Genomic DNA, 12,609 nt, shown 5'->3' with positions numbered 1-12,609 from the left:
TGTCATGAGTTTTGCCCATCAACATCTGCTCTGGTTCCTGCTGATCATTCCCGCGCTGGTGGGAATGAAGCTGCTGGTGGATGGACATGCCTCCAAGGCAGAGCGCCTTTTCACTGCGGTGCGTCTGCGCCCGGCGCTCGTCATGGGCCGCTCGCTGTGGCGTTCATGGCTGGTGTATGGTTTGTACATCATGGCCATGGCCTGCCTCGTCGTCGCTGTGGCCCAACCGCGCTGGGGGGAGGAAAAGCTCGAGGTTCCTGACAAGGGGCGCAACATCTTCATCGCCATCGACACCTCACGATCCATGCTCGCGCGCGATGTCCCCCCTGACCGCCTGACGCGGGCACGGCTGGCAGCGCATGACCTTGTGATGGAGCTCAGCGGAGAGCGAGTGGGCCTGCTGGCCTTTGCCGGCCGAGCCTACCTACAGGCGCCGCTTACGACCGACCATGACGCCATCATTGAGTCGTTGCTGGCCTTCGACCACACGATCATCGAATGGGGTGGGAGCAATCTGGCTGACCTGCTGGAGGTAACGCTGCGTGCCATCAAAGGCCTGCCCAAGAGCAATTACGCGTTGGTCATTTTCAGCGACGGTGGGGATGCCGATGCGAACCTCGTTCCTTACCTCCAGCGACTCACCGCAGCGGGAATCGTTGTCGTCACCGTGGGGGTAGGCACCGAAACAGGCACGCTCATTCCCAACCCTGAGGTGGAAGGTGATTACATCCGAGACGAGGCCGGCAATGTGGTGCGGTCACAACTGCAAAGCGGTGTGCTGCAACAACTGGCCACCGCCACCGGCGGACGCTTCCTGAAACTTGATACCCGTCCGCTCAGCCGACAGTCCATCCAGCCCGTGCTCGACCGTCTGACGGAGCAGGAGTCCGCCAACCGGCAGACTTCGAGGCCGATTGAGCGCTTTGCCTGGCCGCTGAGTCTGGGTATATTCCTGCTCATGCTCGCCTGGATCATCAGCGCCCTGCCCCGCCCAGCCGCACGCCCGGTCGTGCTGGCACTGGCTGTTGCCGCCTTTGCACCTGCACCACCTGCGCAAGCCGCTGGAGCAGGAGGGGTGCTGGCCGCTCTCTTTGCAACGAGCGGGCCCACACCGGATGATGCGCTCAAGGCACTCAAGGGCGGGGAATTCAAAAAAGCTCGTGACCTCTATGGAACGCTGCTGGAACGCGAGGACTTCGACGCGCATTCCCGGGAGGAACTCCTCTACGGTCTGGCCACGGCAGAGCATGACCTCACCAACTACGATGGCAGCGTCAAGAATTTCAGCGAAGTGCTCCACACGCAGGACAAGTCCCTGCGCGCACGAGCGCACTGCGGACTCGGCCAGACGCTGTATGATCAAGGCGTGCGGGGCCTGCAGCAGCAGCCGAAGATCACGCTGCAACGCTGGACCGACGCGCTGCGCCATCTGGAAGCGGCTCAAGACCTCGACCCTGAAAACAAGGAACTGCGCGAAAACCGCGAACACGTGGACAAAATGCTGGCCCAACTGCGCCAAGTGATGAAGCAGATGGAAGAAAAGCAGGGCAAGAAAGGCGACAAAGGCAAGAAGGGGCAAAAAGGCGACAAGGGTCAAGGCCAGCAAGGTGAGGAGGGCGAAGAGGGAGATGCTGGCAACGAAGGCAGCGACCCGAACGGTGAAGGTGAACCCAAAGAACAAAAAGAGGGCAAAGGTGAAAAGAAGGAGGCTGATGACGGCATCGGCGGCAAGGATGCCAAAGAATTGCCCGAAGGCCGGCTCCAGGCCGCAGGCAGCAACCCTGGCGACAAAGAAGGCCAGAAGGGCAAAGAAGGCGAAAAGCCTGGCGGAGACGATCAGAAAAAAACGGCCAAGGAAGGTCTGTCCGACCAACGCAACCCGCGCACCGGTTACACCCCCGGCGAAGCGGAAGGGATCATCCGTCAGTACATGGACGAGATCACTGCGCCGCCGACCAGCCGCTACCACACTCCGCCGCCGAACAAAAAAGACTGGTGAGCAGCCGCCTTCGGCCATGACGAACGAAATTTCCAAGCTCGAATGATTCAAAGCCTCCATCCCCACTCAATCCAGGCGCGGTCCGCAGTCATGACCGGTATTCCGGGAGTTCGTCCTTGGAAGCTCATCCCTCATTCCATCTTGATGCAGGCTCTGCTCTTCCTGACTTTCCTCATTTCCAGTGCCTCTGCAGCAACGGTGCGCGCTTATCTCCAGCCAGACCATGCGCGCACCGGGCAGGAAGTCAGTTACGTCATCACCGTGCAAAACGGCATCATCCAAAAAGAGCCCGAACTGCGACTCCCGGTGCAAGTAGGCTTGACCACTGCTCTTTCCACCCGGCAGAAAATCGACATCCAAGGTGCGCAGCAGATCATCTCCTCGCAGTTCGTCTGGGGTGTCGCCAGCAATGAACCCGGCGAGTTTGTCATTCCACCGCAGGAGGTGCTTGTTAATGGTGAGATCCTCAAAACCAACGAGGTTCGCCTGATCGTCAGTGAATCGCCAACGGCCGCTCCCACTGCAGCCGAAGATCCCACCATACCGCTGTTTCAGATCGAAGTGGGCAAGACGGAGGTTTATCAGGGCGAGGTCGTTCCCATCAGTGCCAGCCTGTTTGTGCCGCGCGGCAGTGTGATGCTGCGCCGGGTCGGCCTGATCGAAGTGAACAAGAGTGATTTTGCCATCGCCCGCTTTCCTCAGCAGGCCGACCAGAACCCGCAGCGCATTAACGACATTGACTACATCGTCATCACTTACCGGAGCACGCTCTCCGCGCTCCACGCGGGCGATCTGAAAGTGGGCCCCGCCACCTGTGAACTGTTGTACGAGGTTTTTGACGAAGCCACCCAGAGGCAGATGAGCCGGGGCCTGCCGTTTGGCATGATCATGGGTGGAGCAGAGCCACGCAAGCAGGTGGTGAAAAGCCAGGAGGTGAAGATCAAGGTTCTGCCGCTTCCGACCGAGGGCAAACCCGCAAACTTCAGCGGTGCGGTCGGTGATTTCAGCATCAGCGCCACCGCCACCCCCAATGAACTCAGCGTGGGTGATCCGCTGGCTGTGGACATCACCATCGATGGCTCAGGCAATTTCGACGCCCTCAACGCACCCGGCCTTATGCCCCCAGAGGGATGGAAGGCGTACCCTCCGCGGCGTTACAATGTGGACGGCCCGATCGACCCCAATCTCACGCCCGCGATGCAGCGCCGCATTGGATATTCGATGGTCTTTGTGCCGGAGAAAGTGCATCCCGAGCTGCCACCGTTTGAGCTGAGCTACTTCAGTCCTACGCAGAAGAAATACGTGGCCGCACGCACGCCGCCGATTGCGCTGCGCATCAAGCCAGGCGTCATGGCGGCAGCTGCTGCGGGTGTGGAAAGCAGCGGCAGTGGAGAGGCACCCAAGCCGCCACCTGTGCAGCAGCCCAAGCCGCAGATCAGCGACATCCTCATGAACGTTCCGGCCAAGGCACGGTGGCTGAGCACGACAGCCGTCAGCGCGCCGCTGACCACCAGCGCACGTTTTTGGGCCATTCAGTCGATCCCGGCGGCGCTTGTTATTCTGGTAACGCTGTTCACATGGTTTCGCCGGCATCGAGCCGAAGCCACGAGCGGACTGCGGGGCGAACTGCAGCAAATGTGGCATGGGCTGGAGGAAAGCAATCTCGCGGATCGTGATTTCCTGCAGCGCGCCGCCCACTTCATTCACCGCAGCCAGCCGGGAGAAGTGAAGGACGAGGAACTGCGGCAGATCATCCGCCGCTATGAGACCCAAAGTTTCACCGGAGCTCCCACCTCGGGACAAGCGCTTGGCGCGGGCGAACGCAGCCGCATCCTGTCCACACTGGCACCGCTGCTGAAACGCACCGCCCTGCTCATCGCCACGCTGGCCACGCTCTCACTCAATGCCGGTGCTGCGGATGCTTCCCCTGATGAAGTGTATCAGCAGGCACGCGAGGCTCTGGAAAAAGGCAAATTCACCCAAGCACAGTACCTGGGTGAATCACTCACCAAGCAGCAGCCCCCCGCCTTGAGCTCTGCGGTTTTCACCCTCATCGCCAATGCACGGTACCGGCAGGAAGACATGGGACGTGCGGCGCTGTGGTACCAGCGTGCACAGCTGCTGGACCCTTTGAATCCCGAAGTGCGGCAGAACCTGCGACACCTTGATGAAAAGCTGCGATTCTTCCGATTCGGTGAGGACTCTCCGCTGGCTGAGTGGAGCCTGCTGCTGAACAAAAACACCTGGGTCATCGCCGCATCCGCAGGTGTGTGGATCATTCTGCTGGCTCTCATGCGCTGGATTCTTGCCGCCTCACAGAAAGGCGGCAGCGGCGGTGCTTCTGCACTGATTTTCAGCCTCATCGGCCTGCTGGTTTTCATCCCTTCCGCCACTTTCGCCTCCATCCGGCCCGTGCCGGGAGACCGCGTGAAGGATGTGATGGTGGTCACAGCACGCGAAGTCAGCGCCTACACCGCAGCTACAGTCACGTCCGGCAATGTCATTGCGCTGCCACCTGGCAGCCAAGTGCGTCTGCTCGAAAAACGCGGAGCCTGGAGTTATGTGGAAGTCCCCAGCGGCGACGACCATGTGCGCGGCTGGGTCGAATCCGCCACGTACACACCGTTGTGGCCGTGGGATATGCAGTTGCTGCCGTAAAAAGCGTCAGACTCAAGCACCACCGCCAGCCATGCTGGGGCGGGAACCACCGCCTGCGGACTTTCGGCTGCCCGCTTCGCGGTCAAGGACGAGGAGGCTGGCCGGGTCATCGCCAGCAAGTTTGAGGCGGTCGAGCATGTCGCGCACGGTCTTCTCTTCTTCCATCTGCTCATTGAGGAACCAGAGCAGGAGGTTTTTCGAAGCGTGGTCTTTGACCTGCTCCGCCACTTCGTACAAGTCATTGATCTGCTGGGTGACCTTTTCTTCCTGCTTCAGGCTGTGTTGAAAGGCGTCCATCACCGATTTGTAGTCCATCTTCGGCTTCTCGATGGGCTGCAGCTCCACTTTGGCATCACGATCCACGAGGTACTGGTAAAACTTCAGCGCATGCATGGTCTCCTCGCGGCTCTGGGCAAACATCCACTGAGCAAAGCCAGCATAAGGAGTCCGCTCAAACCACCCCGCCATGGCGAGATAGACGTAGCTGGAGGACATTTCGTTGTTGATCTGCTCATTGAGCAGCTTGGTGAGTTTGGGATTGAGTGTCATGGCGTGCGATGGGTTTGGTATCTGAAGAGATTGAACCAGCAGAGCGAACCCAGCGCAAGACTGCTCACCGTTTTTTTCAGGCTGGGAAAGCACCCCTGAAAGGTAACGGACGATTCGCTTTCCTTTAGGGCCAGTCCACGCCACGATGCGATCTCTCCAGCGATGCCACCCGACACCGCAGTCTCACCTCAACAGCATCACCCGCAGGTCGTGCGGCGGAACTTCATCTGCCACTGCCTGGAAGGCGGGTTGTACATGGGTGGAGTGGCGTTTCTCCAGCCGGAGACTGTGATGCCCAAAATGGTGGAGCAGCTGGGGGGACGCTCCGCGATCATCGCGATCATGCCAGCGATCCTGCCCGCAGCGTTTGCCATGGCGGGGCTGTTTGTGTCACCGCTGGTGGAACGACTCACGAAGTTCAAGCTGTGGGTGATGAGTTTTGGTCTGCTGCAACGACTACCGTATCTTATCACCGGGCTGGTGCTGTGGTTCTGGCAGGATGCCGGCCCGTGGCTGCTGCCCGTGGTGGTGCTGACGCCGGTGGTTTCGGGGCTCATTGGCGGCGTGGGTGTGGTGGCCTGGATGGAAATGGTGACGCGCATGGTGCCGGAGCGTGTCCGAGCCGCAGGCTGGGCCGCGCGCTACATCACGCAGGCGTGCATTGGCATGGTGGCTGGAGCGGTGATCCATCAGGTGCTCACCCATGCTCCGGGACAGCGCGGCTACGCGGTGCTGCATTTGATTACGTTTGGCTTTTTGTTTCTTTCGTGGCTGTCCCAGTCGTTTATGCGCGAACTGCCAGCGGCACGCCATTACCATCCGCAAACCGGCAGCTACTGGAGCTATCTGCGCAGCCTGCCCGGGCTGCTGGGCAAACATCCGCAACTGCTCAAGCTGATCGCAGCGCGTTTCACCGGCATGGGCTATTTGATGGTGGTGTCATTTCTTACCCTGCATGCGCTGCACACCACGGGCAGGCCGGAGGCGGATGAGGGCAGTTTCGTTTCGTTCCAGAACATCGGCACCATTCTTGGCAGCCTGCTCGCGGCCTGGCTGGGCTATCACAAAGGTGGCAGGGTGCTGCTGATTCTCTCCCGCCTCATCTGCATCACCATGTGCATCTGGGCCAGCCTGACGCATTCCTTTGGCGGCTTCACCGCCGCCTACTTTATCCTCGGCTTTGGCCTGTTTCTGGATCGAGTGGGCGATCTGACGCTCACCGCAGAACTCTGCCCTCCGGAGCGCCGCTCCACGCTGCAGGCGATTCTTGGCTTCTGCAATGTGTGGTCGCTGATGATCGCCACGAGTCTGGGTGGAGTGATTTACTCTCTCAGCGGTTCATTTTACCTCGTCGCCTGTCTCGCGGCGGTGATGTCGGTCATTTCGATCCTGATTCTACGGGGCATTCCGGAGCCGCGTGGAAAAAGCTGAGCCCTGCGGCTACTCCGAGCACTCGATCAAAGCCTTCATGGAGACTTGTCCTTGAGGCGTGTCTTCCTGCGGATCAGGCCCGAATTCCTCAATCTGCTGCTGCCGCAGTTCCGCCAGCTCCTTGTGAACTGTGGCCACGATCACGCGCCCCGTGTCGTTCACCTCATCAGCCATGCGTTTGCCGAGATCCCGCGAATGACCAAAGATGGCATGCAACATTTCGACCACATATTCGAAAGTGTGGAAATCATCATCCAGCAGGATGACATGCCAGGGGGGCTCCATCGCGGGCGGAGCCGTGAGCGGCTGCACACGCGGCTGGTGCGGAGCCACGCGGGGCTGCCGCGGTCTCACCGGAGCCGTCGCACAGCGGATGTCAGCATGGGAAATCATTGACTATAATATGCCTCAGCCCAGCATTCTCTCAAGCTCCCACATACGCCACGCGCCTGCGGCTGCGATTTAGTCCGCCGGATTTGTGCTGAGGACGGGGATTGCTTGCCTAGAAGTATTGAAGCGTGGCAGAATTTTAATTATGAATCCTTCCATCTGCCGCACTCTCAGCACGATCTGCTTCCAAGCGGGCATGCTCTCCGTCATCCTTTCCATCTGGAGCTGGTGGTTTTTTAACGGTGAAACGCCTGAACAGTCCGCGCATGCGGAACGCCTGGGCATTTTCATCGGCCTGTGGGCGCCAACGCTGCTGATCCTTTCCAACCGCTTTGACCGCTATGCGGACAAAGCCAAGGATCTCCCCGGCTTGAACAATGGCAGCGGCGACACAACCGAGGAAGGCTGATACGGATCACATCGGTTCGCGGCCGGTGGCTTCGACATACTGCTGGCGCAGGCCGTTGTAAGCCTGCTGCCATTCATCCACCACGCGCTGCAGTTCCATCACCTGCTTTTCCAGCGTGGAGATGCGCGACTGCTGCATGACATCTCCCATGCCGCTCTTTTCATCCGGGCGGCCGGTGCCGATCAAGGTGGTGGCGGCGCTGCGAATATGGTGCGGGCTGGCCTGAAACCAGGAGAGATCCGCCAGGCGCGACTCCTTGTTGTCGAGGCAGTTGATGATGGTCACATTTTCATCGATCTCGCCAGTGGCCATGAATTCCTGGATCGTTGCCACGTTCGTCGGGCCGTAGAGGTAGTTGTCCGGCATCTGCACCAGCAGGTCCATCTGCAGTTCAGGGATCATCGGTGCACGCTGCCAGCTCATGCGGTTGTCGCTGGAGATCTTGTCGAGCGGAGAAATCTTGGCGTCAGCCGCCCATCCACGCAGAGTTTCGAGATCTTTGGCTTCATAAACTTCCTTGTCCGAGGCTTTGAGCAGATACCAAGTGTGCATGGGGAGAGATAACCAAATTCCGAGGCCTGCGCCAAGCCCAAAGTGCGAAGGAAATAAAACTCAGGACATTGACGCTGCCTTTTCGCAAGGCAACCTCCGCCGCCTTCGTTTAAACGCGCTCCTTATGACCCGCCTGCTTTTCGCCATTCTTCTCGCCGCCGCCACCGCCCGGGCCGCCGAGCCCGCCGTCTTTTCGCTCAAGACGATGACTGCGCAGATGAAATACGACACTGCCGAACTGCTGGTGCAGCCGGGGCAGCCGGTGAAGATCACCTTTGAAAACGGGGATGATCTGCCGCACAACCTGGTCTTCTGCCAGCCGGGCACCGACACCGCCGCCATGGCGATGAAGCAGATGGAAAAGCCGGAGGAGGCCCTGAAGCGCAACTGGCTGCCCGACGACAAGCGCATCTGGGTGCACTCCAAGATGCTCAATCCGCATGAAAAGGAGGTGCTCAGTTTTTCTGCGCCTGAGAAAGCAGGGAGTTACCCGTATGTCTGCACTTTCCCGGGGCATGCGCTGACGATGCGCGGCGTGCTGAAAGTGGCACCGGTGGGAGACACGCTGCATGACCTGCAATTCGCGCTATACCTCGGCAACTGGAAGCAGCTTCCGGATTTCTCCAAGTTGAAGCCGCACCGTGAGGGCAAGATCGAGGACAACCTGCTTCAGGTGAAACTGGACGACTACAAGAATGAGTTCGGCGTGATCTTTACAGGCAAGCTCATTGCTCCGAAGAAGGGCTCGTATCGTTTTTATCTTTCCAGTGATGATGGCTCGCGCATTCTGATCGATGGCAAGGAGATCCTGGCCTATGACGGCATTCACCCTTCCGGCGACATCAAGGAACAAGGCATCACGCTGGAAAAAGGTGAGCATGTGTTTCGCCTCGAATATTTCCAGGGCGGCGGGCAGATCGAGCTGTATGCGGCATGGAAGGGCGCGGATACGCAGATCACGCCGCTGTCCAAGTGGCTGCATCCGAAATGGCAGGGCGGCACGAAAAAGCAGAAGGAGTTCGAGCCCATCCCGCTGGTGGTGAAGGGCGAGGCGGTGATCTACCGCAATTTCATTCAAGGCGCGGGCAATCGCGGCATTGGTGTGGGTTATCCTGGAGGCGTGAACATTGCGTGGAGTGCGGAGAGCATGAATCTGGCGCTCATCTGGCGGGGGGCCTTCATGGATGCCTCCAGGCACTGGAACTCACGTGGTGGCGGCCACGAAAAGCCTCTAGGGTACGATGTGCTGCAACCTACGGGTGAGGTCACACCAGCATTCTTTGTCACGGACAAACCCGATGCGGAATGGCCGAAGTGGGACAAGACCAAGCGCTATGAAGGCTTTCACTGGCTGGGCTACTCGCTGGATGCGAAACGCAGCCCGACCTTCCGTTACACGTGGCAGGGTGCTGAGGTGGAGGAGTCCTTCCAAGTGGAAGGCAACGGCAACAAGCCTGAGGGCAACGCAAAGCTGATCCGCACGATCAAGGTCAGCGGCAAGCTTCCAGCCAATGCGTGGTATCGCATCGGCAGCGGTGTATTTGAAAGCAAGGACGGCAGCTTTGTCAGCAAAGGGCCGCTTCCCTACCGCATCACCGCTGAAGGAGCGCAGCTCGCCGGCCAGAACCTTGTTGTCCCTGCCAAAGCGGGAACGATGACCATCACCTACCAGTGGGCCCAGTAATCCTTTCGCCACGCACTGCCATGAAACGCTTTTTCATTCTTTCCCTGCTCTGCACGCCGCTTTTCGCCGCTGATCCGGTGGAAGCTGATTTCTACAAGATCACCACTTTTGAAACACCGAAGGAGACGGCGATGGAGGTGGGCTCCATCGACCTGATGCCGGATGGCAAGCTGGCACTGGGGACACGCCGAGGTGAGATCTGGATCGTCAGCGGTGCTGGCAGCAATGATGCCTCCAATGTGAGCTACAAGCTGTTTGCCTCAGGCCTGCATGAGGTACTAGGCATTGCCTACAATCCGAAAGACAAGAACCTCTATGCGACCACGCGCTATGAGATCACGCGCCTCAAGGACACCGACAATGACGGACGCGCGGATGTCTTTGAAAATGTGAACGACAACTGGGGCGTGTCCGGCGACTACCATGAGTATGCCATTGGCAGTCGTTTTGACAAAGCGGGCGATCTTTGGGTGACGCTGTGCCTGACCGGTTCCTTCAGCAGCGCGGTGCCGTTTCGCGGCTGGGCGCTGCGGATCAAACCTGATGGAACCATGGTGCCGACCTGCTCCGGCATCCGCAGCCCGGGAGGCATTGGTTTCGATGCGGATGGCGAAGTGTATTACTGCGACAATCAAGGCCCGTGGCATGGCTCATGCACGCTGCAGCATCTGGTTCCTGGATCCTTCCAAGGACATCCGGGCGGCAACATCTGGTATGATCTCGCTCCGAACATGGGACCGCGCCCGATCGACCCGATTCCTGAAGCCTTTCAAGGTGACAAAGGCCGCAAAGACAAACGTGAAGGAGGAGATCCTGACCGCATGGTGAAGGAACGTGAGCGCATCAAGCAGCTCCTGCCGCCGGCGGTTTATCTCGTGCACGGCAAGATTGGCAACTCCGCCAGTGCCATCATCTGCGATCTCAGTGCTGGCAAGTTTGGCCCCTTCAGCAAGCAGTTCTTTGTGGCGGATCAAAGCCACAGCAATCTGAGCCGCGTCTATCTCGAAACGGTGAACGGGATCAAGCAAGGGGTGGTCATTCCCTTCCGCAGCGGCTTTGCCAGCGGCATCATCGGCGGACGCATGGATGAAGAGGGCCGAGTCTTTGTCGGTGGCAGTGACCGAGGCTGGGGCGCACGAGGTGGAAAGCCCTTCTGCTTTGAAAAGTGCGAGTGGACAGGCAAGACACCTTTTGAGGTGCATGAAATGCACGCGAAGCCGGACGGCTTTGAGGTGACATTCACGCAGCCCGTGGACCCCACCACCGCAGGTGATGTGAAGAGCTACAGCATGCGCGAGTTTACGTATGCGTATCGCGAACAATACGGCGGCGATGAAGTCTCGGAAGTCTTGCCCAAGATCACCGCCGCAACCGTCGCCGCAGATGGCAAATCCGTGCGCCTGACGATCTCGCCACTGACCAAAGGCCACATTCATGAGCTGCATCTGGATGGTGTGAAGAGCGCTGAGAAGCTTCCGCTGCTGCACAAGGTGGGCTATTACACGCTGAACGAGATTCCTGCGAAGTAAGAGGGGGTAACCCCGATTATCACTTCATCGGTTTTGCCTTGGGGACATCCATCAGTTTCAGGGATGGCTCGGAATTTTGCACCTGGGGCTCCATAGCCGCTACAGGTTCGGCACGTCTCACTTCGACAATGGGAATGTTGCGGGTTTGCAACGGCAGTTCTGCACGCTTCACCTGCTCTCCCGCCATTGGCTGGGGTGGCGCGGCAGTGGGCAGGACTGCGCGACGCACCTCCATCTGCTCCTCGGCAGCAGCCACAACTACCGGGGCAGTATAGTTTTTCACTGCCGCAGTAATCAGGGCCGAACGGGCAGGTGCCAGATCCATCGCCGTTTCTACAATTTTGCGCACCTGCGCTGGCTCTGCATTTACAGCATCCATGGCGGCGGTGACTATCTCTGCGGCACAGGCTTCGTGAATGACCAGCGCCTCCTCCAGGCGCATCACCAACTTGTCAGGCTCCATGCGGATCGAAGTGAAGAGCTCCCCGCAAAGTGTCTCGCAGGAGATCTGGGCCGGAGTCGATTTCACTGGCTGAGCGAGCCCTGGTGAAGTCACCAGGACAAGCAGACAGCAAAATGCAGAGATCAAACGCATGGGTTGAAGGAGCTTCAAGAATGACGGATTCAAATGGGCTTCCTTCAAATCATCTTTTGGGGGTTTTAGTCTTTTTCTGGCGGTGGGTTCAGAATGTCTGCTTCGGCACCCCGATGTGCTCGGATGAACTGTTCAGGTGCAACACGGTTCAGGGGTGTATCAGCATATCCCTGGCCAGGATTCACATAAGGACCAAGCCGCACTTCGAAATGCAAATGTGCCAAATAGGCACCCTCAGCCGTTCCCACCGTGCCGATCTCATCGCCGCGCTGCACCAGTTGGCCGACTTCTACTCGGATCGACTGCAAATGCGCATACATGGTCTGGATCACTGGACCGAGTTCATCATGGTCCGGCAGGCGATGGGCAATGAGGATCATTTTGCCCCAACCCGGCCCAGGAATGCCCGCATACACCACGCGCCCGGCTCCTGAGGCGTAAACGGAAGCGCCCAAATCCGAATTGCCGCCGCCGATGCCGTTCAAGTCATCGCCAAGGTGTCGTGAGATGCGAAAAGGCCGGGCATTGTAGGTGAGTGCGCCGTGCTCAGACCCCATGGGCATGTCAAACCGGGTGGCGAGAGGCAAGGTGGCGACTTCAAGGGGAGTCAGTCGAACGAAAGCCGGATCTAGCGGCGTGAGCGCAGAGGAAGGCGAGATCCCAAAACGCAGCCAGATCACGCCGATGACCACCGCCGTGAGGGCGAGGGTCAAAAGCACGCGCATGATCCGCACCAATGTCTGCATGAGGGAGATTCGAGGGCTGCGGGAGCGTTGCAAAGGGAACGTGCCGCCCTTAAATAACCGCATTCCT

Annotated in this window: 11 protein-coding genes; 6 read left to right on the top strand and 5 right to left on the bottom strand. The window is 59.1% G+C overall.

What is annotated here, in order from left to right:
* Positions 1-4 precede the first annotated feature (4 nt).
* Together AC24GY_RS03180 and AC24GY_RS03175 are read left to right on the top strand one after the other, a co-directional pair.
* Positions 5-1,999 carry a VWA domain-containing protein gene (locus AC24GY_RS03180; protein WP_487680222.1) on the top strand — a complete coding sequence of 665 codons (1,995 nt, stop codon included), beginning with the start codon at positions 5-7 and terminating at the stop codon, positions 1,997-1,999.
* Between the two features lie 90 nt (positions 2,000-2,089).
* On the top strand, positions 2,090-4,657 hold the full coding sequence (locus tag AC24GY_RS03175) for a hypothetical protein (RefSeq protein ID WP_487680220.1): 2,568 nt from the start codon (positions 2,090-2,092) through the stop codon (positions 4,655-4,657).
* 12 nt (positions 4,658-4,669) lie between these two features.
* Here the strand turns inward: AC24GY_RS03175 and AC24GY_RS03170 are convergent, their stop codons facing one another.
* Complete coding sequence (locus tag AC24GY_RS03170; RefSeq protein ID WP_422320071.1) at positions 4,670-5,206, bottom strand: ferritin; 537 nt, start codon at positions 5,204-5,206, stop codon at positions 4,670-4,672.
* 162 nt (positions 5,207-5,368) lie between these two features.
* Between AC24GY_RS03170 and AC24GY_RS03165 the strand changes: the two genes are divergently transcribed.
* Positions 5,369-6,637: an MFS transporter gene (locus tag AC24GY_RS03165; RefSeq protein ID WP_422320070.1), complete on the top strand. Its 1,269-nt coding sequence runs from the start codon at positions 5,369-5,371 to the stop codon at positions 6,635-6,637.
* Between the two features lie 9 nt (positions 6,638-6,646).
* Here AC24GY_RS03165 and AC24GY_RS03160 read toward each other — a convergent pair whose 3' ends face one another.
* Positions 6,647-7,030, bottom strand: coding sequence for an ATP-dependent Clp protease adaptor ClpS (locus tag AC24GY_RS03160; protein WP_422320069.1), 384 nt, complete (start codon positions 7,028-7,030; stop codon positions 6,647-6,649).
* Positions 7,031-7,172: 142 nt separating this feature from the next.
* On the opposite strand from AC24GY_RS03160, the gene AC24GY_RS03155 reads away from it, so the two are divergent.
* On the top strand, positions 7,173-7,436 hold the full coding sequence (locus AC24GY_RS03155) for a hypothetical protein (RefSeq protein WP_422320068.1): 264 nt from the start codon (positions 7,173-7,175) through the stop codon (positions 7,434-7,436).
* Between the two features lie 6 nt (positions 7,437-7,442).
* Here the strand turns inward: AC24GY_RS03155 and AC24GY_RS03150 are convergent, their stop codons facing one another.
* Positions 7,443-7,988 carry a hypothetical protein gene (locus AC24GY_RS03150; RefSeq protein WP_397382139.1) on the bottom strand — a complete coding sequence of 182 codons (546 nt, stop codon included), beginning with the start codon at positions 7,986-7,988 and terminating at the stop codon, positions 7,443-7,445.
* A gap of 124 nt (positions 7,989-8,112) precedes the next feature.
* Between AC24GY_RS03150 and AC24GY_RS03145 the strand changes: the two genes are divergently transcribed.
* Together AC24GY_RS03145 and AC24GY_RS03140 are read left to right on the top strand one after the other, a co-directional pair.
* Positions 8,113-9,672 (top strand): PA14 domain-containing protein, encoded by a 1,560-nt coding sequence (locus AC24GY_RS03145; protein ID WP_422320067.1) that lies wholly within the window; start codon positions 8,113-8,115, stop codon positions 9,670-9,672.
* Between the two features lie 20 nt (positions 9,673-9,692).
* The gene (locus AC24GY_RS03140) at positions 9,693-11,201 is read left to right on the top strand and encodes a DUF7133 domain-containing protein (protein ID WP_422320066.1); all 1,509 of its coding nucleotides are present in this window, start codon (positions 9,693-9,695) and stop codon (positions 11,199-11,201) included.
* Between the two features lie 19 nt (positions 11,202-11,220).
* Here the strand turns inward: AC24GY_RS03140 and AC24GY_RS03135 are convergent, their stop codons facing one another.
* Positions 11,221-11,643: a hypothetical protein gene (locus AC24GY_RS03135; protein WP_487680215.1), complete on the bottom strand. Its 423-nt coding sequence runs from the start codon at positions 11,641-11,643 to the stop codon at positions 11,221-11,223.
* Positions 11,644-11,861: 218 nt separating this feature from the next.
* Entirely contained in the window at positions 11,862-12,521 is a 660-nt protein-coding gene (locus tag AC24GY_RS03130) for a M23 family metallopeptidase (protein WP_487680213.1), read from the bottom strand.
* Positions 12,522-12,609 lie beyond the last annotated feature (88 nt).

The organism is Prosthecobacter sp. Pr1, from assembly GCF_057652315.1.
Note: the sequence above shows the minus strand (reverse complement) of the source record. Positions and strands in the feature narration are given on the sequence as shown.

What these genes read in the sequence shown, in the direction of transcription:
- AC24GY_RS03170 (WP_422320071.1), bottom strand. Translation starts at nt 5,206, where the DNA reads ATGACACTCAATCCCAAACTCACCAAGCTGCTCAATGAGCAGATCAAC.
- AC24GY_RS03145 (WP_422320067.1), top strand. Translation starts at nt 8,113, where the DNA reads ATGACCCGCCTGCTTTTCGCCATTCTTCTCGCCGCCGCCACCGCCCGG.
- AC24GY_RS03140 (WP_422320066.1), top strand. Translation starts at nt 9,693, where the DNA reads ATGAAACGCTTTTTCATTCTTTCCCTGCTCTGCACGCCGCTTTTCGCC.
- AC24GY_RS03130 (WP_487680213.1), bottom strand. Translation starts at nt 12,521, where the DNA reads ATGCGCGTGCTTTTGACCCTCGCCCTCACGGCGGTGGTCATCGGCGTG.
- AC24GY_RS03150 (WP_397382139.1), bottom strand. Translation starts at nt 7,988, where the DNA reads ATGCACACTTGGTATCTGCTCAAAGCCTCGGACAAGGAAGTTTATGAA.
- AC24GY_RS03160 (WP_422320069.1), bottom strand. Translation starts at nt 7,030, where the DNA reads ATGATTTCCCATGCTGACATCCGCTGTGCGACGGCTCCGGTGAGACCG.
- AC24GY_RS03135 (WP_487680215.1), bottom strand. Translation starts at nt 11,643, where the DNA reads ATGCGCCTGGAGGAGGCGCTGGTCATTCACGAAGCCTGTGCCGCAGAG.
- AC24GY_RS03175 (WP_487680220.1), top strand. Translation starts at nt 2,090, where the DNA reads ATGACCGGTATTCCGGGAGTTCGTCCTTGGAAGCTCATCCCTCATTCC.
- AC24GY_RS03180 (WP_487680222.1), top strand. Translation starts at nt 5, where the DNA reads ATGAGTTTTGCCCATCAACATCTGCTCTGGTTCCTGCTGATCATTCCC.
- AC24GY_RS03165 (WP_422320070.1), top strand. Translation starts at nt 5,369, where the DNA reads ATGCCACCCGACACCGCAGTCTCACCTCAACAGCATCACCCGCAGGTC.
- AC24GY_RS03155 (WP_422320068.1), top strand. Translation starts at nt 7,173, where the DNA reads ATGAATCCTTCCATCTGCCGCACTCTCAGCACGATCTGCTTCCAAGCG.